At 54.4% G+C, this 23,062-nt stretch carries 20 protein-coding genes; 17 read left to right on the forward strand and 3 right to left on the reverse strand.

From position 1 onward, the window contains the following. The first annotated feature begins 1 nt into the window (after position 1). The 16 genes from ABGA49_RS09830 to mutT all read left to right on the forward strand — a co-directional run bounded on the left by ABGA49_RS09830 (position 2) and on the right by mutT (position 20,068). Positions 2-1,768, forward strand: coding sequence for a peptidoglycan glycosyltransferase FtsI (locus ABGA49_RS09830; RefSeq protein ID WP_061497713.1), 1,767 nt, complete (start codon positions 2-4; stop codon positions 1,766-1,768). Continuing rightward, the gene (gene murE, locus ABGA49_RS09835) at positions 1,755-3,242 is read left to right on the forward strand and encodes a UDP-N-acetylmuramoyl-L-alanyl-D-glutamate--2,6-diaminopimelate ligase (protein WP_134318867.1); all 1,488 of its coding nucleotides are present in this window, start codon (positions 1,755-1,757) and stop codon (positions 3,240-3,242) included. The genes ABGA49_RS09830 and murE overlap by 14 nt, the downstream gene beginning before the upstream one ends. After that, positions 3,239-4,597, forward strand: a complete 1,359-nt coding sequence (gene murF / locus ABGA49_RS09840) for a UDP-N-acetylmuramoyl-tripeptide--D-alanyl-D-alanine ligase (RefSeq protein ID WP_061497709.1) — start codon at positions 3,239-3,241, stop codon at positions 4,595-4,597. The genes murE and murF overlap by 4 nt, the downstream gene beginning before the upstream one ends. Continuing rightward, positions 4,591-5,673, forward strand: coding sequence for a phospho-N-acetylmuramoyl-pentapeptide-transferase (gene mraY, locus ABGA49_RS09845; RefSeq protein ID WP_061497707.1), 1,083 nt, complete (start codon positions 4,591-4,593; stop codon positions 5,671-5,673). The genes murF and mraY overlap by 7 nt, the downstream gene beginning before the upstream one ends. Positions 5,674-5,675: 2 nt before the next feature. Next, entirely contained in the window at positions 5,676-6,992 is a 1,317-nt protein-coding gene (murD, locus tag ABGA49_RS09850) for a UDP-N-acetylmuramoyl-L-alanine--D-glutamate ligase (RefSeq protein ID WP_134318866.1), read from the forward strand. Next, the gene (ftsW, locus tag ABGA49_RS09855) at positions 6,992-8,236 is read left to right on the forward strand and encodes a cell division protein FtsW (RefSeq protein WP_061497702.1); all 1,245 of its coding nucleotides are present in this window, start codon (positions 6,992-6,994) and stop codon (positions 8,234-8,236) included. Before murD ends, ftsW begins: the two co-directional genes overlap by 1 nt. Further along, positions 8,233-9,300, forward strand: coding sequence for an undecaprenyldiphospho-muramoylpentapeptide beta-N-acetylglucosaminyltransferase (gene murG, locus ABGA49_RS09860; RefSeq protein WP_347665498.1), 1,068 nt, complete (start codon positions 8,233-8,235; stop codon positions 9,298-9,300). The genes ftsW and murG overlap by 4 nt, the downstream gene beginning before the upstream one ends. Positions 9,301-9,357: 57 nt before the next feature. After that, a complete protein-coding gene (gene murC, locus ABGA49_RS09865; protein WP_061497698.1) occupies positions 9,358-10,830 on the forward strand; it encodes a UDP-N-acetylmuramate--L-alanine ligase in 1,473 nt (490 codons plus the stop codon). Continuing rightward, positions 10,823-11,743 (forward strand): D-alanine--D-alanine ligase, encoded by a 921-nt coding sequence (locus ABGA49_RS09870; protein WP_061497695.1) that lies wholly within the window; start codon positions 10,823-10,825, stop codon positions 11,741-11,743. Before murC ends, ABGA49_RS09870 begins: the two co-directional genes overlap by 8 nt. 1 nt (position 11,744) lies before the next feature. Then, a complete protein-coding gene (ftsQ, locus tag ABGA49_RS09875; protein WP_061497693.1) occupies positions 11,745-12,593 on the forward strand; it encodes a cell division protein FtsQ in 849 nt (282 codons plus the stop codon). After that, complete coding sequence (gene ftsA, locus ABGA49_RS09880) at positions 12,590-13,846, forward strand: cell division protein FtsA (protein WP_061497690.1); 1,257 nt, start codon at positions 12,590-12,592, stop codon at positions 13,844-13,846. The genes ftsQ and ftsA overlap by 4 nt, the downstream gene beginning before the upstream one ends. 63 nt (positions 13,847-13,909) lie before the next feature. Further along, a complete protein-coding gene (gene ftsZ / locus ABGA49_RS09885; protein ID WP_061497688.1) occupies positions 13,910-15,058 on the forward strand; it encodes a cell division protein FtsZ in 1,149 nt (382 codons plus the stop codon). Between the two features lie 100 nt (positions 15,059-15,158). After that, complete coding sequence (gene lpxC, locus ABGA49_RS09890; RefSeq protein ID WP_061497686.1) at positions 15,159-16,076, forward strand: UDP-3-O-acyl-N-acetylglucosamine deacetylase; 918 nt, start codon at positions 15,159-15,161, stop codon at positions 16,074-16,076. A gap of 271 nt (positions 16,077-16,347) precedes the next feature. Beyond that, positions 16,348-16,854, forward strand: coding sequence for a secA translation cis-regulator SecM (secM, locus tag ABGA49_RS09895; protein ID WP_134318862.1), 507 nt, complete (start codon positions 16,348-16,350; stop codon positions 16,852-16,854). Positions 16,855-16,914: 60 nt separating this feature from the next. Then, a complete protein-coding gene (secA, locus tag ABGA49_RS09900; protein WP_088237384.1) occupies positions 16,915-19,620 on the forward strand; it encodes a preprotein translocase subunit SecA in 2,706 nt (901 codons plus the stop codon). A gap of 58 nt (positions 19,621-19,678) precedes the next feature. Continuing rightward, complete coding sequence (gene mutT, locus ABGA49_RS09905) at positions 19,679-20,068, forward strand: 8-oxo-dGTP diphosphatase MutT (RefSeq protein WP_061497680.1); 390 nt, start codon at positions 19,679-19,681, stop codon at positions 20,066-20,068. A 43-nt stretch (positions 20,069-20,111) separates the two neighbouring features. Here the strand turns inward: mutT and yacG are convergent, their stop codons facing one another. From yacG to coaE, 3 genes are read right to left on the reverse strand one after another with little or no spacing between them, the layout of a single operon-like run. Beyond that, positions 20,112-20,306 carry a DNA gyrase inhibitor YacG gene (gene yacG, locus ABGA49_RS09910; protein WP_061497677.1) on the reverse strand — a complete coding sequence of 65 codons (195 nt, stop codon included), beginning with the start codon at positions 20,304-20,306 and terminating at the stop codon, positions 20,112-20,114. A gap of 9 nt (positions 20,307-20,315) precedes the next feature. Continuing rightward, on the reverse strand, positions 20,316-21,059 hold the full coding sequence (zapD, locus tag ABGA49_RS09915; RefSeq protein WP_088237387.1) for a cell division protein ZapD: 744 nt from the start codon (positions 21,057-21,059) through the stop codon (positions 20,316-20,318). Further along, positions 21,059-21,679: a dephospho-CoA kinase gene (coaE, locus tag ABGA49_RS09920; RefSeq protein ID WP_061497673.1), complete on the reverse strand. Its 621-nt coding sequence runs from the start codon at positions 21,677-21,679 to the stop codon at positions 21,059-21,061. The genes zapD and coaE overlap by 1 nt, the downstream gene beginning before the upstream one ends. 321 nt (positions 21,680-22,000) lie before the next feature. Here coaE and ABGA49_RS09925 point away from each other — a divergent pair, with 321 nt between their 5' ends. Then, a complete protein-coding gene (locus ABGA49_RS09925) occupies positions 22,001-23,044 on the forward strand; it encodes a GMP reductase (RefSeq protein WP_061497671.1) in 1,044 nt (347 codons plus the stop codon). The last annotated feature ends 18 nt before the right edge of the window (positions 23,045-23,062 follow it).

Genomic DNA, 23,062 nt, shown 5'->3' on the forward strand with positions numbered 1-23,062 from the left:
CATGAAAGCAGCGGCGAAGACGCTTAAACCGAAACGCCAGGAAGAACAGGCCAACTTTGTGAGTTGGCGTTTTGCGTTGCTTTGCGGTTGCATTTTACTGGCGCTGGGATTCCTGCTTTGCCGGGTCGCGTATTTGCAAATCGTCAACCCGGATATGCTGGTGCGTGAAGGGGACATGCGTTCCCTGCGCGTTCAGGAAGTCGCGACATCGCGCGGGATGATTACCGATCGCTCCGGTCGTCCGCTGGCGGTAAGTGTGCCGGTGAAAGCCATTTGGGCCGATCCGAAAGAATTACACGATGCTGGCGGCGTTACGCTGGATAACCGCTGGAAAGCCCTTTCCGACGCGCTGAACATGCCGCTCGATCAACTCGCTGCGCGCATTAATGCCAACCCCAAAATGCGTTTTATCTATCTGGCCCGCCAGGTCAACCCGGATCTGGGCGACTACATCAAAAAACTCAAGCTGCCGGGCATCCACCTGCGGGAAGAGTCTCGCCGTTACTACCCGTCCGGGGAAGTAACCGCTCACCTCATTGGCTTTACCAACGTTGACGGCCAGGGGATTGAAGGGGTCGAGAAAAGTTTTGATAAGTGGTTAACCGGGCAACCGGGCGAACGTATTGTGCGTAAAGATCGCTATGGCCGCGTTATCGAAGATATTTCTTCAACGGACAGCCAGGCTGCGCATAACCTGGCACTGAGCATCGATGAGCGCTTGCAGGCGCTGGTCTACCGTGAACTGAATAACGCGGTGGCTTTTAACAAAGCAGAGTCCGGTAGCGCGGTGTTGGTGGATGTTAACACCGGTGAGGTGCTGGCGATGGCGAATAGCCCCTCGTATAACCCGAATAACTTCACTGGTACGGCGCAGGATGCCATGCGCAACCGCGCTATCACCGACGTCTTCGAACCGGGTTCCACCGTTAAGCCCATGGTGGTAATGACCGCGTTGCAGCGCGGTGTGGTGAACCCGAACACGGTGTTAAATACCGTGCCTTATCGTATTAACGGCCATGAAATCAAAGACGTGGCGCGTTACAGCGAATTGACCCTCACCGGGGTACTACAGAAGTCGAGTAACGTTGGTGTGTCAAAACTGGCGTTAGCGATGCCCTCCTCAGCGTTAGTAGATACTTACTCACGTTTTGGACTGGGAAAAACGACCAATTTGGGGATGGTCGGGGAACGCAGTGGCTTATTTCCTCAAAAACAACGGTGGTCTGACATAGAGAGGGCCACCTTCTCTTTTGGCTACGGGCTAATGGTAACGCCGTTACAGTTAGCGCGTGTCTACGCAACGATTGGCAGCTATGGCATCTATCGCCCGCTGTCGATTACCAAAGTTGATCCGCCCGTGCCGGGCGAACGTGTCTTTGCCGAGCCCATTGTGCGCACTGTGGTGCATATGATGGAGAGTGTTGCGCTGCCAGGCGGCGGCGGGGTGAAGGCAGCCATCAAAGGGTATCGCATCGCTATCAAGACCGGTACAGCCAAAAAAGTCGGTCCGGATGGTCGCTATATCAATAAATACATTGCTTACACCGCTGGCGTCGCGCCAGCCAGCCGCCCGCGCTTTGCGCTGGTGGTGGTCATTAACGATCCGCAAGCGGGTAAATACTACGGTGGCGCCGTGTCTGCGCCGGTCTTCGGTGCCATCATGGGCGGCGTTCTGCGCACCATGAACATTGAGCCGGATGCGCTGACCACGGGCGAGAAAAGTGAGTTTGTAATTAATCAAGGCGAGGGAACAGGTGGCAGATCGTAATTTGCGCGACCTTCTCGCTCCGTGGGTGCCTGGTGCGCCGGAGCGAGCACTGCGGGAGATGACGCTCGACAGCCGTGTGGCTGCATCGGGTGATCTCTTTGTGGCGGTGGTCGGTCATCAGGCGGACGGGCGTCGTTATATCCCGCAGGCGATTGCGCAAGGTGTTGCTGCCATTATTGCTGAAGCGAAAGGCGAAGCAAATGACGGTGAAATTCGTGAAATGCACGGCGTGCCGGTCATTTATCTCAGCCAGTTAAATGAGCGCCTTTCTGCGCTGGCGGGCCGTTTTTACGGTGAGCCTTCTGAACAATTACGCCTGATTGGCGTAACCGGCACCAACGGTAAAACCACCACCACACAACTGCTGGCGCAATGGAGTCAGTTACTGGGTGAAACCAGTGCGGTGATGGGGACCGTGGGTAACGGTTTGTTGGGCAAAGTCAGCCCAACGGAAAATACCACCGGCTCTGCGGTGGATGTGCAGCACGTGATTGCCAGCCTTGCGCAACAAGGGGCAACCCTTGCGGCGATGGAAGTTTCATCACACGGTTTGGTGCAGCATCGCGTTGCCGCATTGAAATTTGTCGCCTCCGTGTTTACCAATTTAAGCCGCGATCATCTCGATTATCACGGTGATATGACGCAGTACGAAGCGGCGAAATGGCTGCTGTTTTCCTCGCACCACTATGGTCAGGCGATCGTAAACGCCGATGACGAAGTGGGGCGCCGCTGGCTGGCGAATCTGCCGGATGCGGTCGCGGTATCGATGGAAGATCATATCAACCCGAACTGCCATGGCCGTTGGTTGAAAGCCGTGGCGGTGGAGTATCACGACAGCGGTGCCACGATCCGCTTTGATTCCTCATGGGGTGAAGGCGGAATTGAAAGCCGTCTGATGGGCGCATTTAACGTCAGCAATTTGCTGCTGGCGTTGGCAACGCTGTTGGCGCTGGGTTATCCGCTTCATGACTTACTGAAAACGGCCTCCCAACTGCAGCCGGTTTGTGGGCGTATGGAAGTGTTCAGCGCACCGGGCAAACCGACGGTTGTCGTTGACTATGCCCATACGCCGGATGCGCTGGAAAAAGCGCTGCAGGCGGCACGCCTGCACTGCACCGGCAAACTGTGGTGCGTGTTTGGCTGCGGCGGCGATCGCGATAAAGGCAAACGACCACTGATGGGCGCCATTGCGGAACAATTTTCGGATGTGCCCGTGGTGACGGATGACAACCCGCGCACGGAAGAGCCCCGGGCCATTATTAATGACATTCTTGCCGGGATGCTGGACGCAGGCCGCGCCCATGTAGTGGAAGGTCGCGCAGAAGCGGTGACCAACACCATTATGCAGGCCAAAGAAAACGACGTGGTGTTGCTGGCTGGTAAGGGCCATGAAGATTACCAGATTGTCGGTACGCGTCGTCTTGATTATTCCGACCGCGTGACGGCCGCACGTTTGCTGGGGGTAGTGGCATGATTAGCGTAACGCTTGGCCAGCTTGCCCACATTCTACAGGCAGAATTACACGGTCAGGATGTCACCGTTGATGCGGTGACCAGTGATACCCGCAAATTAACGCCGGGTTGCCTGTTTGTAGCGCTGAAAGGTGAACGTTTTGATGCCCATGACTTTGCTGATAAAGCCAAAGAGGGCGGTGCTGGCGCGCTGTTGGTCAGCCGGAAACTGGATACTGACCTGCCGCAACTGGTGGTGAAGGATACCCGGCAGGCGTTTGGCGAACTGGCGGCATGGGTTCGCCAGCAGGTTCCGGCTCGCGTTGTCGCACTGACGGGATCTTCCGGCAAGACATCGGTAAAAGAGATGACCGCAGCCATTCTCAGCGAATGCGGGAATACCCTCTATACCGCGGGGAACCTCAACAACGATATCGGCGTGCCGATGACGCTGTTGCGTTTGACCAAAGAGCATCAGTACGCGGTGATTGAACTGGGGGCTAACCACCAGGGCGAAATCGCCTGGACCGTAGGACTGACCCGCCCGGAAGCGGCACTGGTGAATAACCTGGCGGCGGCGCATCTGGAAGGTTTTGGTTCGCTGGCGGGCGTGGCAAAGGCCAAAGGTGAAATTTACACCGGGCTGCCGGACAACGGCATTGCCATTATGAATGCCGATAACAACGATTGGCTGAACTGGCAGAGCATCATCGGCGAACGCAAAGTCTGGCGCTTCTCGCCGAATGCGGCGAACAGTGATTTTACCGCGACCAACGTTCATGTGACCTCTCACGGTACGGAATTCACGTTACAAACGCCGGGCGGCAGCATTGACATCACGCTACCGTTGCCGGGCCGCCACAACATTGCCAATGCACTGGCGGCGACCGCGCTGGCGATGGCGGTTGGCGCAAGTCTCGATGCGGTGAAGAAAGGGCTGGCGAATCTGAAAGCCGTACCTGGTCGCCTGTTCCCGGTGCAGTTAAGCGAAAATCAGTTACTGCTGGATGACACTTATAACGCCAATGTCGGGTCAATGACCGCGGCAGCACATGTGCTGGCCGAAATGCCTGGCTACCGCGTGATGGTGGTGGGTGACATGGCTGAACTCGGTGATGAGAGTAAGGCCTGCCACATTCAGGTTGGTGAAGCGGCAAAAGCTGTCGGTATCGACAAAGTACTGAGCGTGGGAACGTTGAGTCAGGCATTAAGTTCCGCCAGCGGCGTTGGCGAGCATTTTAACGATAAAGCGGCAGTAGTGGCGCGTTTAAAAACGCTGATTGCCGAACAACAAATTTTGACCATTTTGGTTAAGGGTTCACGTAGTTCCGCCATGGAAGAGGTGGTACGCGAATTACAGGAGAACGGGACATGTTAGTGTGGCTGGCCGAACATTTGGTCAAATATTATTCAGGCTTTAACGTCTTTTCTTATCTGACGTTTCGCGCCATTGTCAGCCTGCTGACCGCGCTCTTCATCTCATTGTGGATGGGGCCGCGTATGATTGCCCGCCTGCAAAAACTCTCTTTTGGACAGGTTGTACGTAACGATGGCCCGGAGTCACACTTCAGCAAACGTGGCACTCCCACGATGGGCGGCATCATGATCCTTACCGCCATCGTTGTTTCCGTGCTGTTGTGGGCTTATCCGTCTAACCCGTACGTCTGGTGCGTGCTGGTTGTGTTGGTGGGCTACGGCGTAATTGGTTTTGTCGACGATTATCGCAAAGTCGTGCGCAAAGACACGAAAGGGCTTATCGCGCGCTGGAAATATTTCTGGATGTCAGTCATCGCACTGGGTGTGGCCTTTGCTTTGTACCTTGCTGGCAAAGATACGCCAGCGACCGAACTGGTGGTGCCGTTCTTTAAAGATGTTATGCCGCAACTGGGCTTGCTCTACATCGCGCTGGCCTACTTTGTGATTGTCGGCACGGGTAATGCGGTCAACCTGACAGATGGTCTGGATGGCCTGGCGATCATGCCCACCGTCTTTGTTGCCGGTGGTTTTGCGCTGGTGGCCTGGGCAACCGGCAACATGAACTTTGCGAACTACCTGCATATTCCTTATCTGCGCCACGCCGGGGAATTGGTTATCGTCTGTACGGCGATTGTTGGCGCAGGATTGGGTTTCTTGTGGTTTAACACCTACCCGGCTCAGGTCTTTATGGGCGATGTGGGATCGCTGGCACTGGGTGGCGCGCTGGGCATTATCGCTGTGCTGCTGCGCCAGGAGTTCCTGTTGGTGATCATGGGTGGCGTATTTGTGGTGGAAACACTGTCGGTCATTTTGCAGGTGGGTTCCTTTAAGCTGCGCGGGCAGCGCATTTTCCGTATGGCACCGATTCACCACCACTATGAACTGAAAGGCTGGCCAGAGCCGCGCGTGATTGTGCGTTTCTGGATTATTTCGCTGATGCTGGTGCTGATTGGCCTGGCAACGCTGAAGGTACGTTAATCATGGCAGATTACCAGGGTAAAAAAGTCGTCATTATCGGTTTAGGCCTGACGGGTCTTTCCTGCGTGGACTTTTTCCTCGCGCGCGGCGTGACGCCGCGGGTGATGGATACGCGTGTTTCACCGCCGGGGCTGGACAAGCTGCCCGAAGAGGTGGAGCGCCATCTTGGTAGTCTCAACGATGACTGGCTGCTGGCGGCGGATATGATCGTCGCAAGCCCCGGCATCGCGCTGGCTCACCCTTCTTTGAGTGCGGCGGCGGACGCGGGTATTGAGATCGTTGGCGATATCGAACTGTTCTGCCGCGAAGCACAAGCGCCGGTGGTGGCCATTACCGGTTCCAACGGTAAAAGTACTGTAACGAAGCTTGTGGGTGAGATGGCCGAAGCGGGCGGCGTTAATGTTGGCGTCGGCGGCAATATTGGTCTGCCTGCACTCATGCTACTGGATGAAGCGCGTGAGCTGTATGTCCTGGAGTTGTCCAGCTTCCAGCTCGAAACCACTTCCAGTCTGCAGGCTGTAGCGGCAACCATACTGAATGTGACGGAAGATCATATGGATCGCTATCCGTTTGGTCTGCAGCAGTATCGCGCCGCGAAGCTGCGTATTTATGAAAACGCGAAGGTGTGCGTGGTCAATGCGGATGATGCACTCACCATGCCGATTCGCGGCGCGGACGAGCGCTGTGTCAGTTTTGGCGTGGATGTGGGCGATTATCATCTGAACCGCCAGCAGGGGGAAACCTGGCTGCGGGTAAAAGGTGAAAAAGTCCTGAACGTTAAAGAGATGAAACTGACCGGGCAGCACAACTACACCAACGCGTTGGCTGCGCTGGCGCTGGCCGATGCCGCAGGTTTACCGCGTGCCAGTAGCCTGAAAGCGCTGACGACATTTACCGGTCTGGCGCATCGCTTCCAGTTGGCGCTGGATCATAACGGGGTGCGCTGGATCAACGACTCGAAAGCCACCAATGTGGGGAGCACCGAAGCCGCGCTGAACGGTTTGCACGTTGACGGTACGCTGCATCTGTTGCTGGGTGGTGATGGCAAATCCGCCGATTTTTCGCCGTTGAAGCGTTACCTCGGTGGCGATCGCGTGCGTTTGTACTGCTTCGGCCGTGATGGTGCGGAGCTGGCAGCGTTGCGACCGGAGATCGCCGATCAAACCGATACGATGGATCAGGCGATGCGCCTTATCGCTACGCGTGTGCAACCTGGCGATATGGTACTGCTGTCACCGGCGTGCGCCAGCCTGGATCAGTTTAAGAATTTTGAACAACGGGGCGATGTCTTTACCCGTCTGGCGCAGGAGTTAGGTTGATGCGTTTAACTCTCCCCCGCCCGCGAATGCCGCGCCTGCCAGGATTTGGGATCCTGGCGTGGCTGTTTGCGGCATTAAAAGGCTGGGTGATGGGATCCAGAGAGAAAGATACCGACAGCCTGGTGATGTATGACCGCACGTTGCTGTGGTTGACCCTGGGCCTGGCGGCTATCGGTTTTGTGATGGTGACCTCGGCGTCAATGCCGGTGGGGCAACGTCTCACTAACGATCCCTTTTTCTTTGCGAAACGCCATGCGTTGTACCTGTTTCTTGCATTTTGCTCGGCGATCATCACGTTGCGGTTACCGATGGAGTTCTGGCAGAAGTACAGCTCTGTGATGCTGATCGCGGCGATCATTATGTTGCTGGTGGTGCTGGTTGTGGGAAGCTCGATTAACGGTGCGTCGCGCTGGATCGATCTTGGTTTGATGCGTTTTCAGCCTGCGGAGTTCACCAAGCTGTCGCTGTTCTGTTATCTGGCGAACTACCTCGTGCGTAAAGTCGATGAAGTGCGTAACAACCTGCGCGGCTTCCTCAAACCGATGGGGGTGATCCTCGTGCTGGCAGTATTACTGCTGGCGCAGCCGGACTTGGGTACTGTGGTGGTGCTGTTTATTACGACGCTGGCGATGCTGTTCCTGGCAGGGGCGAAGTTGTGGCAGTTTATCGCCATTATCGGTATGGGTATTTCGGCAGTAGTGCTGTTGATCCTTGCAGAACCGTATCGTATCCGCCGCGTGACGTCGTTCTGGAACCCGTGGGAAGATCCGTTTGGTAGTGGTTATCAGTTAACCCAGTCGTTGATGGCGTTTGGTCGCGGCGAACTGTGGGGGCAAGGGCTGGGCAATTCGATACAGAAACTGGAGTACTTACCGGAAGCGCATACCGACTTCATCTTCTCCATTATCGGCGAAGAGCTCGGTTATATCGGTGTGGTGCTGGCACTTTTAATGGTATTCTTCGTCGCTTTCCGCGCCATGTCCATCGGGCGTAAAGCGCTGGATATCGACCACCGTTTCTCGGGTTTTCTGGCGTGCTCTATTGGTATCTGGTTTAGCTTCCAGGCTCTGGTTAACGTAGGTGCGGCCGCAGGTATGCTGCCGACCAAAGGGTTAACATTGCCGCTGATCAGCTATGGCGGTTCCAGCTTATTAATTATGTCGATGGCGATTACGCTGTTGCTGCGAATAGATTATGAAACGCGTCTGGAAAAAGCCCAGGCGTTTACACGAGGTTTGCGATGAGTGGTCAACCGAAGCGGTTAATGGTGATGGCAGGCGGCACCGGCGGGCATGTTTTCCCCGGGCTTGCGGTCGCGCACCATTTAATGGATCAGGGCTGGCAAGTACGCTGGCTTGGAACCGCGGATCGCATGGAGGCCGATCTGGTGCCTAAACATGGGATCGAGATCGACTTTATCCGTATCTCTGGCCTGCGTGGCAAAGGGATCAAGGCGCAATTGCTGGCGCCGGTACGTATTTTCAACGCCTGGTGTCAGGCGCGCGCGATTATGCAGCGCTTTAAACCCGACGTAGTGCTGGGGATGGGCGGTTATGTTTCAGGCCCTGGCGGCCTGGCGGCCTGGTCGCTGGGGATCCCGGTGGTGCTGCATGAGCAAAACGGCATTGCCGGTTTGACCAACAAATGGCTTGCGAAAATTGCCACCAAGGTGATGCAGGCATTTCCTGGCGCTTTCCCGAAAGCGGAAGTGGTGGGGAATCCGGTTCGCGTTGATGTGTTGGCGCTTCCGTTGCCGCAGCAGCGTTTACCGGGGCGAGATGGTCCGGTGCGTGTACTGGTTGTCGGCGGCTCGCAAGGTGCGCGTGTACTGAATCAGACCATGCCGCAGGTGGCGGCAAAGCTGGGTGAATCGGTGACCCTCTGGCATCAGAGCGGTAAGGGCGCACAGCAGGAGGTTGAGCAGGCTTACGCCTCTGCCGGGGCGCCTCAGCATAAAGTAACGGAATTTATTGACGATATGGCGCAAGCCTACGCGTGGGCGGATGTGGTGGTTTGCCGTTCCGGTGCGCTGACGGTCAGTGAAATTGCTGCTGCGGGTTTACCGGCGTTGTTTGTGCCGTTCCAGCATAAAGATCGGCAGCAATACTGGAATGCGCTGCCGCTGGAAAAAGCCGGTGCGGCGAAGATTCTGGAACAACCGCAATTCACCGCTGACGCGGTGGCGGCGATCCTCGCAAGCTGGAACCGCGAAGCATTACTGGATATGGCAGAGCGCGCGCGTGCGGCGGCCATTCCGGATGCCACCGAACGAGTGGCGCATGAAGTGAGCCTGGCAGCACAGGCCTAAATACTGGCGGCGCCTGTTGCGCCGCGCGAATTTGAAGTAGTCGATGGCGTTTAGAGAATGAATACACAAGAACTGGCGAAACTGCGTTCAATCGTGCCCGAGATGCGTCGCGTCCGGCACATTCACTTCGTTGGCATTGGCGGTGCCGGCATGGGTGGTATTGCCGAAGTCCTGGCCAACGAAGGCTATCAGATCAGCGGTTCCGATCTGGCCCCGAACCCGGTAACGCAACAGTTGACGTCACTTGGCGCCACTATTTATTTCAATCACCGCCCGGAAAACGTGAGTGATGCCAGCGTTGTGGTCGTCTCCAGCGCCATCTCTTCCGATAACCCGGAGATCGTTGCTGCACACGAGGCGCGTATTCCAGTGATCCGCCGTGCGGAGATGCTGGCGGAGTTAATGCGTTTTCGTCATGGTATCGCCATTGCCGGGACGCACGGTAAAACCACCACCACTGCGATGGTGGCAAGTATTTACGCAGAAGCGGGTCTGGACCCAACGTTCGTCAACGGTGGGCTGGTAAAAGCCGCCGGGGTACATGCGCGCCTGGGTCACAGCCGTTATTTGATTGCCGAAGCAGATGAGAGCGATGCCTCTTTCCTGCATTTACAACCGATGGTGGCCATTGTCACTAATATCGAAGCCGACCATATGGATACCTACCAGGGCGACTTTGAAAATTTGAAAACGACGTTTATCAACTTCCTGCACAACCTGCCGTTCTATGGCCGTGCAGTGATGTGTGTTGATGACCCGGTGATCCGTGAACTGCTGCCGCGCGTGGGCCGCCAGACAACGACCTACGGTTTTAGCGACGATGCGGATGTTCGCGTTGAGAATTATCGCCAGATTGGGCCGCAGGGGCACTTTACGCTGGTGCGTCAGGATAAGCCGGAACTGCGTGTAACGCTAAATGCGCCGGGCCGTCACAACGCCCTGAATGCCGCCGCCGCAGTTGCCGTGGCGACAGAAGAAGGTATTGAAGACGAGGCTATTCTGCGTGCACTGGAAAGTTTCCAGGGAACCGGGCGTCGTTTCGACTTCCTGGGTGAATTCCCGCTGGAAGGTGTGAATGGCAAACCGGGTACCGCCATGCTGGTTGACGACTATGGCCATCACCCGACCGAAGTGGATGCCACCATTAAAGCAGCGCGTGCGGGCTGGCCGGATAAAAAACTGGTGATGGTATTTCAGCCTCATCGTTATACCCGTACCCGCGATCTGTATGACGACTTTGCCAATGTGCTGACACAGGTCGATGCGCTGCTGATGCTGGAAGTGTATCCGGCGGGTGAAGCGGCGATCCCGGGTGCGGATAGCCGTTCGCTGTGCCGTACGATTCGTGGTCGCGGCAAGATCGATCCGATTCTGGTATCTGATCCAAGCCAGGTTGCGGCAATGCTGGCACCGGTGCTGACGGGTAACGATCTGATCCTGATCCAGGGCGCCGGCAATATCGGCAAAATCGCCCGTAGTCTGGCGGAGAGTAAACTGAAGCCGCAGACCCCGGAGGAGAGTAATGGCTGAGAAAGTCGCTGTTTTGCTCGGCGGCACCTCCGCGGAGCGTGAGGTTTCGCTCAATTCCGGTGCTGCGGTAATTAGCGGCTTACGTGAAGGCGGCGTGGATGCGCATGGTGTTGATCCGCGCGATGTCGATGTCACTCGCCTGAAAGAGATGGGCTATAGCAAAGCGTTTATCGCGTTGCATGGTCGCGGTGGTGAAGACGGTACGCTGCAGGGGTTACTGGAACTGACCGGTGTGGCCTATACCGGTAGCGGCGTGATGGCATCGGCGATTTCGATGGATAAATTACGCAGCAAGCTGCTGTGGCAAGGGGCGGGGCTGCCGGTTGCGCCTTCTGTTGACATCACGCGTGATGCGTTCGAAATAGGCCTAAAAAATGATGATATTCAACGCATTGACCAACTGGGGTTACCCGTTATTGTCAAGCCCAGCCGCGAAGGCTCCAGCGTTGGAATGTCCAAAGTCGACAACAGTGATGATTTGCATGCAGCTTTAGCGCTTGCATTTCAACATGATGATGACGTTCTGATCGAAAAATGGCTGAGTGGACCCGAATTTACCGTGGCGATACTCGGAAATGAAATTTTACCGTCGATCCGCATTCAACCGGCGGGAATCTTCTATGATTATGAGGCGAAGTATCTCTCTGATGAGACGAAATATTTCTGCCCATCAGGTCTGGAAGAGGAGCGTGAAGCGGTTTTACAGTCCCTGGTGCTTAAAGCCTGGCGTGTTTTAGGTTGTCGCGGGTGGGGGCGAATTGATGCGATGCTGGATGGCGACGGTCAGTTTTACTTGCTGGAAGCGAACACCTCGCCGGGGATGACAAGTCATAGCCTGGTGCCGATGGCGGCGCGACAGGCTGGGCTGACCTTCTCGCAACTTGTGGTTCGCATTCTGGATCTGGCGGAGTGATATGTCTCAGGCTGCGCTGAACACGCGAAACCGTGACGAGGAAGCGCTATCGGCTTCCCGACGGAACAATGGAACGCGTCTTGCAGGCATTGTGTTCCTGCTGGCGGTGCTGTGCACCGTGTTTGTTAGCGGCTGGGTGGTGCTGGGCTGGATGGACGATGCGCAGCGGTTGCCATTGTCGAAACTGGTAGTGACGGGCGATCGCCATTACACGCGCAATGATGATATTCGCCAGACGATTCTGGCGTTGGGCGCGCCAGGCACCTTTATGACGCAAGACGTAAACATTATTCAGAGCCAGATAGAGCGTCTGCCCTGGATAAAACAGGCAAGCGTTCGCAAGCAGTGGCCGGACGAATTGAAGATTCATCTGGTTGAATATGTACCCATAGCACGGTGGAATGATCAGCATATGGTTGATGTGGACGGCAATTCTTTCAGCGTGCCGGCCGAACGAACCAGTAAACAAGTTTTACCGATGTTGTACGGTCCCGAAGGCAGCGAAAGCGAAGTTTTACAGGGCTACCGCGATATGGGACAAGTGCTGGCAAAGGATAAGTTCACGTTGAAAGAAGCGGCGATGACCGCACGGCGTTCATGGCAGTTAACGCTGAATAATGACATCAAGCTTAACCTGGGCCGTGGCGATACGATGAAACGGCTGGCACGCTTTGTTGAACTCTACCCGGTTCTTCAGCAGCAGGCGCAAACGGATGGCAAAGAGATAAGCTACGTGGATTTACGCTATGACTCAGGCGCGGCTGTAGGCTGGAAAGCGGCCCCTGTTCAGGAACCGAATCAGCAGCAAAATCAGGCACAACAGAATCAGGCACAGGCAGAGCAACAATGATCAAGGCGACGGACAGAAAACTGGTAGTTGGACTGGAGATTGGCACCGCGAAGGTAGCCGCTTTAGTAGGGGAAGTTCTGCCCGATGGCATTGTGAATATCATTGGCGTGGGAAGTTGCCCGTCCCGTGGGATGGACAAAGGTGGCGTAAACGATTTGGAGTCGGTGGTGAAGTGCGTGCAACGTGCCATCGATCAGGCTGAACTGATGGCCGATTGCCAGATTTCCTCGGTCTACCTTGCGCTGTCGGGGAAACATATTAGTTGCCAGAATGAAATTGGTATGGTGCCGATTTCAGAAGAAGAAGTGACGCAGGAAGACGTTGAAAACGTGGTGCATACCGCTAAGTCGGTACGTGTACGTGATGAACACCGCGTTTTGCATGTCATTCCGCAAGAGTATGCCATTGACTACCAGGAAGGCATCAAAAACCCGGTAGGTCTGTCTGGCGTACGTATGCAAGCAAAGGTGCATTTGATTACTTGCCACAACGACATGGCGAAAAACATCGTGAAAGCGGTTGAACGATGTGGATTAAAAGTTGACCAACTTATTTTCGCAGGACTGGCTTCCAGCTACTCCGTGTTAACGGAAGATGAGCGTGAATTGGGGGTCTGCGTTGTTGATATCGGCGGTGGTACAATGGACATGGCGGTCTACACTGGCGGTGCGCTGCGTCATACCAAAGTGATCCCTTACGCAGGGAATGTGGTTACCAGCGATATTGCTTACGCTTTCGGTACACCGCCAAGCGATGCAGAAGCGATCAAGGTTCGTCATGGTTGCGCGCTGGGTTCGCTGGTGGGTAAAGATGAGAGCGTTGAGGTGCCGAGCGTGGGCGGACGTCCGCCGCGTAGTCTGCAGCGTCAGACGTTAGCGGATGTTATTGAACCGCGCTATACCGAACTGCTCAATCTGGTGAACGACGAAATTTTACAGTTGCAAGAACAGCTTCGCCAGCAAGGGGTGAAACATCACCTGGCGGCGGGGATTGTATTGACCGGCGGTGCGGCGCAAATTGAAGGGCTGGCGGCCTGCGCGCAGCGCGTATTCCATACGCAGGTGCGTATTGGTGCGCCGCTCAATATTACTGGCTTAACCGATTATGCCCAGGAGCCTTACTATTCAACGGCGGTTGGGCTGCTTCATTACGGGAAAGAGACCCATTTGAGTGGTGAAGCGGAAGTAGAAAAACGTGTGTCAGTTGGCTCGTGGTTCAAAAGAATCAATAGCTGGCTGCGAAAAGAGTTTTAATTTTTTTCAGAGACCGCCGAAAATTAACGGTCTCAGGCGACAGGCACAAGACGGAGAGAAACTATGTTTGAACCAATGGAATTAACCAACGACGCGGTGATTAAAGTCATCGGCGTCGGTGGCGGCGGCGGTAATGCCGTGGAACATATGGTGCGCGAGCGCATTGAGGGTGTTGAATTCTTCGCAGTGAATACCGACGCGCAGGCGTTGCGTAAAACGGCGGTAGGTCAAACCATCCAGATCGGTGGTGGTATCACCAAAGGTCTGGGCGCTGGGGCAAACCCTGAAGTTGGCCGTAACGCGGCAGAAGAAGACCGTGAAGCGCTGCGCGCTGCACTGGAAGGCGCTGATATGGTCTTTATCGCTGCGGGCATGGGCGGCGGGACCGGTACTGGTGCCGCGCCCGTTGTCGCCGAAGTGGCAAAAGATCTGGGTATCCTGACCGTTGCTGTGGTGACCAAGCCTTTCAACTTCGAAGGCAAGAAGCGTATGGCATTCGCGGAGCAGGGTATTACTGAACTGTCGAAGCATGTTGACTCGCTGATCACTATTCCGAACGATAAGCTGCTGAAAGTGCTGGGTCGTGGCATTTCTCTGCTGGATGCTTTCGGTGCCGCTAATGACGTGCTGAAAGGTGCGGTGCAGGGTATCGCAGAGCTGATTACGCGTCCGGGTCTGATGAACGTTGACTTTGCAGACGTGCGTACAGTGATGTCCGAAATGGGCTATGCGATGATGGGCTCCGGCGTTGCCAGCGGTGAAGACCGTGCGGAAGAAGCCGCCGAAATGGCGATTTCCAGCCCTCTGCTGGAAGATATCGACCTGTCTGGCGCGCGTGGCGTGTTGGTTAACATCACCGCGGGCTTTGACCTGCGTCTGGATGAGTTCGAAACTGTGGGTAATACTATCCGTGCCTTTGCTTCGGATAATGCGACTGTGGTTATCGGTACTTCTCTTGATCCGGATATGAACGACGAACTGCGCGTGACTGTGGTTGCGACCGGTATCGGTATGGACAAACGTCCGGAAATCACGCTGGTGACAAACAAACAAGCGCAACAGCCTGTGATGGATCGTTACCAGCAGCACGGCATGCAGCCGATGCAGCAGGAGCAGAAATCCGCGAAAGTGGTAAATGACAATGCGCCGCAGACCACTAAAGAGCCGGATTATCTGGATATTCCAGCGTTTCTGCGTAAGCAAGCGGACTAAGAATTTGCTGGAAGTTGGGCTTCTTCGCTCTTTGTGCTAAACTGGCCCACCGATTGTGTTATACACTTTGGTTGGATTGGTAATTAGGCGAGATTAAACGATGATCAAACAAAGGACACTTAAACGTATCGTTCAGGCGACTGGTGTCGGTTTGCATACCGGCAAGAAAGTCACCCTGACGTTGCGCCCTGCGCCGGCAAATACCGGGGTCATCTATCGTCGCACTGACTTGAATCCACCGGTAGACTTTCCGGCTGATGCTAAATCTGTGCGTGATACTATGCTCTGTACTTGTCTGGTCAACGAGCATGACGTGCGGATTTCGACCGTCGAGCATCTGAATGCTGCTCTGGCGGGGCTGGGTATCGACAATATTGTTGTTGAAGTCGATGCGCCGGAAATTCCGATTATGGATGGCAGTGCTGCACCGTTCGTCTACTTGCTGCTGGATGCAGGGATCGAAGAGCTGAACAGCGCCAAGAAATTTGTGCGCATCAAAAACACCGTACGTGTTGAAGACGGCGATAAATGGGCTGAGTTTAAACCGCACAATGGTTTTTCTCTCGATTTTACCATCGACTTCAATCACCCGGCGATTGATGCAAGCACGCAGCGCTACGCGATGAACTTCTCTGCCGACGCATTTATGCGCCAGATTAGCCGCGCGCGCACCTTCGGTTTCATGCGTGATATCGAATACCTCCAGTCCCGTGGATTGTGCCTGGGCGGTAGCTTCGATTGTGCCATCGTAGTTGACGATTATCGCGTATTGAACGAAGACGGTCTGCGTTTCGAAGATGAATTTGTTCGCCACAAAATGCTGGATGCAATTGGCGACCTGTTCATGTGTGGTCACAACATCATTGGTGCGTTTACGGCGTATAAATCCGGTCATGCACTGAACAACAAACTGTTGCAGGCTGTTCTGGCAAAACAGGAAGCCTGGGAATATGTGACTTTCGAAGACGAAGCAGAATTGCCGCTGGCGTTCAAAGCCCCGTCTACGGTTCTGGCATAACGCCATAACTGCAAAAATCGACTGGTTAACCTGGCACTCTCTCCGGTCAGGGAGACCAGTCGTTTTTATTTGTATGCTATCAACACCCCTCTTTTGATTCCCTTCCATTCTGATCAGAACTCTTGCGGCGCGATCGCTGTTTTCGTAACCACTTTTATCCGTCAGGCACCGGAATACTGCTGCGGTACAGGCGGCTTTAGTGGTAAAATCCGTGCGCAAAAGGACACATACAGAAGCTAATTCGGGTAAGCGTTATTTTTGGGTGGAGCAAGTGAGCGGAATACTGACGCGCTGGCGACAATTTGGTAGACGCTATTTTTGGCCGCATCTCTTATTAGGGATGGTCGCGGCGAGCCTTGGCTTGCCTGCGCTTGCTGGTAGCGCCGAGCCCACGCAAACCCCACGTGAAACCACCCGTAATCACGACAGCACCGGCAGGGTTAATTTCACCAGTCTTGCTCTGCTGGAAGCTAATCGCCGTCCTAATTTTACTGTCGATTACTGGCATCAACATGCCATCCGCACCGTTATTCGTCATCTTTCGTTTGCCATGGCACCTCAAACACTGCCGGTTGCAACGGAAGAGCCACTGCCGATTCAGGCCCACCATCTCGCTTTATTAGATACGCTCAGCGCGTTACTGAATCAGGAAGGCAAACCGCCGGCGATTGTTCACCTGGCAATCCAGACAGCCGCTATACCTGACGTCACGTTCCGTATCTCCACCTGGTTAGGTCAGGTGCAGGGTATTCGTGCCGGCCCTCATCGCCTCAGCTAAAAAAAGAGTCCTTTATTCATTTTTTTAGCTCCGCAGAGCGGGGCGTTTGAGATTTTTATTATGCTTATCAAATTATTAACTAAAGTTTTCGGTAGTCGTAACGATCGTACACTGCGCCGTATGCGTAAAGTCGTGGCCCAAATCAATGCCATGGAACCGGAAATGGAAAAGCTCAGCGATGATGAGCTGAAAGCCAAAACCGCAGAATTCCGTGCGCGCCTGGAAAAAGGCGAAAGCGTTGAGAGCCTGATCCCGGAAGCTTTCGCCGTGGTGCGCGAAGCAAGTAAACGTGTTTTTGGCATGCGTCACTTCGATGTGCAGCTGCTGGGCGGCATGGTTCTCAACGAGCGTTGCATCGCAGAGATGCGTACCGGTGAAGGTAAAACCCTGACGGCAACCCTGCCAGCTTACCTTAATGCCCTGAGTGGCAAAGGTGTCCATGTGGTTACCGTCAACGACTATCTGGCTCAGCGTGACGCTGAGAACAACCGCCCATTGTTTGAATTCCTGGGTATGAGCGTGGGTATCAACCTGCCGAACATGCCTGCTGTTGCCAAACGTGAAGCCTATGCTGCCGATATCACCTACGGTACCAACAACGAATACGGCTTTGACTACCTGCGCGATAACATGGCATTCAGCCCTGAAGAGCGTGTGCAACGTAAACTGCACTATGCGCTGGTGGATGAGGTGGACTCCATCCTTATCGATGAAGCGCGTACCCCGCTGATCATTTCCGGTCCGGCAGAAGACAGCTCCGAGCTGTACAAAAAAGTCAATAAAATCATCCCGCATCTGGTTCGTCAGGAAAAAGAAGACTCTGACACTTTCCAGGGTGAAGGCCATTTCTCTGTAGATGAAAAAGCGCGTCAGGTTACACTGACCGAACGCGGTCTGGTGCTGATTGAAGAGCTGCTGGTCAAAGAAGGCATCATGGACGAAGGCGAGTCACTGTACTCTCCTGCCAACATCATGCTGATGCACCACGTTACTGCGGCACTGCGTGCACACGCATTGTTCACCCGCGATGTGGATTACATTGTGAAAGACGGCGAAGTCATTATCGTCGACGAACACACCGGCCGTACCATGCAGGGGCGTCGCTGGTCTGATGGTCTGCATCAGGCGGTGGAAGCGAAAGAAGGTGTGGATATCCAGAACGAAAACCAGACGCTGGCGTCCATTACCTTCCAGAACTACTTCCGTTTGTATGAAAAACTGGCGGGTATGACCGGTACAGCAGATACCGAAGCGTTTGAATTTAGTTCGATTTATAAACTCGATACCGTGGTGGTCCCCACCAACCGTCCGATGATCCGTAAAGATATGGCGGATCTGGTCTATATGACCGAAGCGGAAAAAATCCAGGCCATCATCGAAGACATTAAAGAACGCACCCAAAATGGCCAGCCAGTGCTGGTTGGTACGATCTCGATTGAGAAGTCCGAAGTGGTTTCCCATGAGTTGACCAAAGCGGGCATCAAGCACAACGTTCTGAACGCCAAATTCCACGCCAAAGAGGCGGATATTGTGGCGCAGGCGGGTTACCCTGGCGCTGTCACCATTGCCACCAACATGGCAGGTCGTGGTACCGATATTGTGCTGGGCGGAAGCTGGCAGGCGGAACTGGCTGAAATCGAAGAGCCAACCGCAGAGCAAATCGCCAAAGTGAAAGCCGACTGGCAGGTGCGCCATGATGCGGTACTGGCTTCTGGTGGTTTACACATTATTGGTACTGAGCGTCATGAGTCTCGTCGTATTGATAACCAGTTGCGCGGTCGTTCTGGCCGTCAGGGGGATGCGGGTTCCTCCCGTTTCTATCTTTCGATGGAAGATGCCTTGATGCGTATTTTCGCCTCCGATCGTGTCTCTGGCATGATGCGTAAACTGGGGATGAAACCGGGCGAAGCGATTGAGCATCCGTGGGTTACTAAGGCCATTGCTAATGCGCAGCGCAAGGTGGAAAGCCGTAACTTCGATATTCGTAAGCAACTGCTGGAATATGACGATGTTGCTAACGACCAGCGTCGTGCAATTTACACCCAGCGTAACGAACTGCTGGATGTAACCGATGTCAGTGAAACCATCGCCAGCATTCGTGAAGATGTTTTCAAAGCCACCATCGATGGTCATATTCCACCGCAGTCGCTCGAAGAAATGTGGGATGTTCCTGGCCTGCAGGAACGCCTCAAAAATGATTTCGATCTCGACCTGCCTATCGCTGACTGGCTGGATAAAGAACCGGATCTGCACGAAGAGACGCTGCGTGAGCGTATCCTACAAAGCGCCATTGAAACCTATCAGCGTAAAGAAGAGGTGGTTGGCGCTGAAATGATGCGTCACTTCGAGAAAGGCGTGATGCTGCAAACGCTGGATTCGCTGTGGAAAGAGCACCTGGCCGCGATGGATTATCTGCGTCAGGGCATCCACCTGCGCGGCTACGCGCAAAAAGATCCGAAGCAGGAATATAAACGCGAGTCCTTCGCGATGTTCGCCGCGATGTTGGAGTCACTGAAATATGAAGTGATCAGTACGCTCAGCAAAGTCCAGGTGCGGATGCCGGAGGAAGTCGAGGCCATGGAACTGCAGCGCCGTCAGGAAGCCGAGCGTCTGGCGCAAATGCAACAGTTAAGTCATCAGGATGATGAGACTGAAGCTGCCGCCGCACTTGCCGCGCAGACGGGCGAACGCAAAGTGGGGCGTAATGATCCTTGCCCTTGCGGTTCCGGTAAAAAATATAAACAGTGCCACGGCCGTCTGGCATAACGCATTGAAAATAATAAAAAGGCGCAGAACTCTGCGCCTTTTTTATGGAGTCTGCATCATGAAAATACTGAACATCGCTGTTGGGATCATTCGTAACCCGCAAGGGGAAATTTTTATTACGCAGCGCGCTGCCGATGCGCATATGGCGAATAAATGGGAATTTCCTGGCGGAAAAATTGAAGCGGGTGAAACGCCGGAGCAGGCAATGATCCGCGAACTTCAGGAGGAAGTCGGTATTACGCCACTTCAGGCCGAACTGTTTGATAAGCTGGAATATCAGTTCCCCGATCGCCACATCACCCTGTGGTTCTGGTTGGTGGAAAGCTGGGAAGGAGAGCCATGGGGTAAAGAGGGACAGCCGGGTCACTGGGTTGCACAACACTCCCTTGATGCTGACAAATTTCCCCCGGCAAACGAGCCGGTGATAGCCAGGCTACTGGCTGGCTGACCCTGATGTTGCCTGCCAGGCAAGCGCCAGCAGGCAACAGTGCTTAGTGCTGTTCTTCACTCCAGTCGTCGCTGTCCGACAGATTGCCCTCGCTGGGGATACGTTTCTCTTCTGCTGCCCACTCGCCCAAATCAATCAACTGGCAACGTTTCGAGCAGAACGGGCGAAACGGGCTGCTCTCTCCCCAGACAACAAGCTTTCCGCACGTTGGGCAGTTTACGGTGATTTCTTCAGACATTTTCACTCCTTAACAGCAGGCCAGTTCAAAATCGAGACGCTCGGGAACCACACCATGCTCGCTGTCCAGCGGCATAAAGCGAATGGCGAAGCGGCTCTTATGGCCGGAAATTTGCGGGTATAGCTGCTCTTCCAGGGACAATTGCAGACGCAACAAATCGGCGTCATCGCCGTTATCCTGATAAAAACCGTTCAGGCTGGTCTGACGGCGGAACGGTGCGGCATTGCGGATCAAATCGAGGATCAACGTCAGGGTTTGCGTCAGCGGCGTCAGGCTGTCCAGCCAGACCGCGATTTGCGCATCCCGCATTTCCTGCGGCAGGTGCAGCCACATATGCAGCGTCGGCAAATCGAAGCTGCAGCATCCACCGGGAATACTCAGACGCTGGCGTACCAGACCTATCAGACGGTCTTCGCGCAATTGTTGGCCAATACGCGGTGCACTCATCAGAACGGCTCCGCTTGCTTTTAATTGCTGGCGGACAGCTTCAATTCGGCTCAGATCCACACCGGGAACATCACTCCATGCCTGTAATTTACGCTGCTGGCGCTCCAGCTCTTTCAGAAGCTCGGTGCGGGTATCACCGCGTTCAAACACATCCAGTAAATCCCCAATGTTACGGAAAAAGTGTAACGCATCGGCATGGTCACTCAGCGGTAAATGGACAGAAAGCTGTTGCAGTAAAAACTCGACACGCAACCAGGTACGCATCTTTTCGTTAAGCGGATGTTCAAAAAGGATGTGGGTGTGCATTACGGTTTTTCCTGTGAAACGGCCTGCCGGGCATACGCCAGATATGCGGTGTGCAGGCGGGCAACATCCGATGCTATCGCATCCGGTGCGCCATTATTGTCAATAACATCATCCGCGACGGCAAGTCGCGCTTCGCGAGTGGCCTGGGCCGCGAGAATATTTTTAGCATGTTCGCGGCTGACGCCATCACGCTGCATGGTGCGTGAAATCTGTGTTTCTGGTAAGACGTCAATAACCAAAACCCGATCGGCTTTGTGATGCAGCTGATTTTCCACCAGCAACGGCACGACCCACAACACATAAGGTGATGTCGCCTGGGCAATCTTACTCTGTGTTTGCTGGTGAATAAGCGGATGGAGTAACTCATCCAGCCAACGTTTATCCGCCGGAGAAGCGAAAATACGCTCGCGTAATAAACGTCGATTGAGCGAGCCATCCGCGAGGATCATGTCAGCGCCAAAATGTTCCGCAATAGCGCTTAATGCATGAGAGCCAGGTTCCACTACCTGACGGGCGATAATATCCGCGTCGACAACATTAACGCCAAGCGCTGCGAAGGCATTCGCGACGGTGCTTTTACCGCTGCCAATACCGCCGGTTAATGCAACCGTATACCCCATTACGCCTAATCCCAAAATAGTCTGTCGCATATCACAATCTGCGATCTTTATTCTGCCCGCAATACTATTTTTCGCGACCGTCCTGAATACGGGAAAACGCAAAAGATTAAATATGTTTACGAGCTTAATCAACAGGTTGTGATTTAACCAAACGACATTAAAACCCGTTCGCCTAATCTTGCCTGTTCACCAGGTAAATTTATAGGATTGTAGCGTAAAAAAAGAGAATTTCGCAGTCTTGCGCGGCCCTTATTAGCGCGTATGATAGCGTCACTGGAGTTGTGAGTTTGTACTTTCGCCATTAACCCCAGGAATCCGCACATGCGTATTGAAGAAGATCTGAAGTTAGGTTTCAAAGACGTTCTTATCCGTCCTAAACGTTCCACCCTTAAAAGCCGTTCCGATGTTGAGCTGGAGCGCGAATTTACCTTCAAACATTCAGGAATGCGCTGGTCTGGCGTACCGGTTATTGCCGCTAATATGGATACCGTTGGCACCTTTGCAATGGCGAAAGCGCTGGCTTCGTTCGACATCCTTACCGCCGTGCATAAACACTATTCCGTTGAAGACTGGAAAGCCTTTATCCAGCGTGAACCGGCTGACGTACTGCGTCATGTCATGGTTTCAACCGGGACATCAGACGCCGATTTCGACAAGACAAAGCAGATCCTTGCGTTGCATCCGTCGCTGAATTTTGTCTGTATCGACGTGGCGAACGGATACTCTGAGCACTTTGTGCAATTCGTTGCCAAAGCACGTGAGGCCTGGCCGGATAAAACTATCTGCGCGGGTAACGTTGTGACCGGTGAAATGTGTGAAGAGCTGATCCTTTCCGGTGCGGATATTGTCAAAGTTGGCATTGGTCCGGGCTCAGTGTGCACCACACGTGTCAAAACCGGGGTCGGCTACCCGCAATTATCCGCAGTGATCGAATGTGCCGATGCCGCGCATGGCCTTGGCGGACAGATTGTCAGCGATGGCGGCTGCACGGTACCGGGTGATGTAGCAAAAGCGTTTGGCGGCGGCGCAGACTTTGTGATGCTCGGCGGTATGCTGGCGGGCCATGAAGAGAGTGGCGGCGCCATCGTGGAGGAAAACGGCGAGAAATTCATGCTGTTCTACGGCATGAGTTCAGAGTCTGCAATGAATCGCCACGTTGGCGGCGTTGCAGGTTACCGTGCGGCGGAAGGCAAAACCGTCAAACTCGCGTTACGCGGCCCGGTGGAGAACACCGCGCGTGATGTTCTTGGCGGCCTGCGCTCAGCCTGTACATATGTCGGTGCTTCCCGCCTGAAAGAGCTGACCAAACGCACGACCTTTATCCGCGTTCAGGAACAGGAAAACCGCGTTTTCAACAGCCTGTAATGGGGTTGCAGGCGCACT

The sequence above is a fragment of the Kosakonia sp. WA-90 genome (assembly GCF_039871955.1).
Classification (GTDB): Bacteria; Pseudomonadota; Gammaproteobacteria; order Enterobacterales; family Enterobacteriaceae; genus Kosakonia; species Kosakonia oryzendophytica.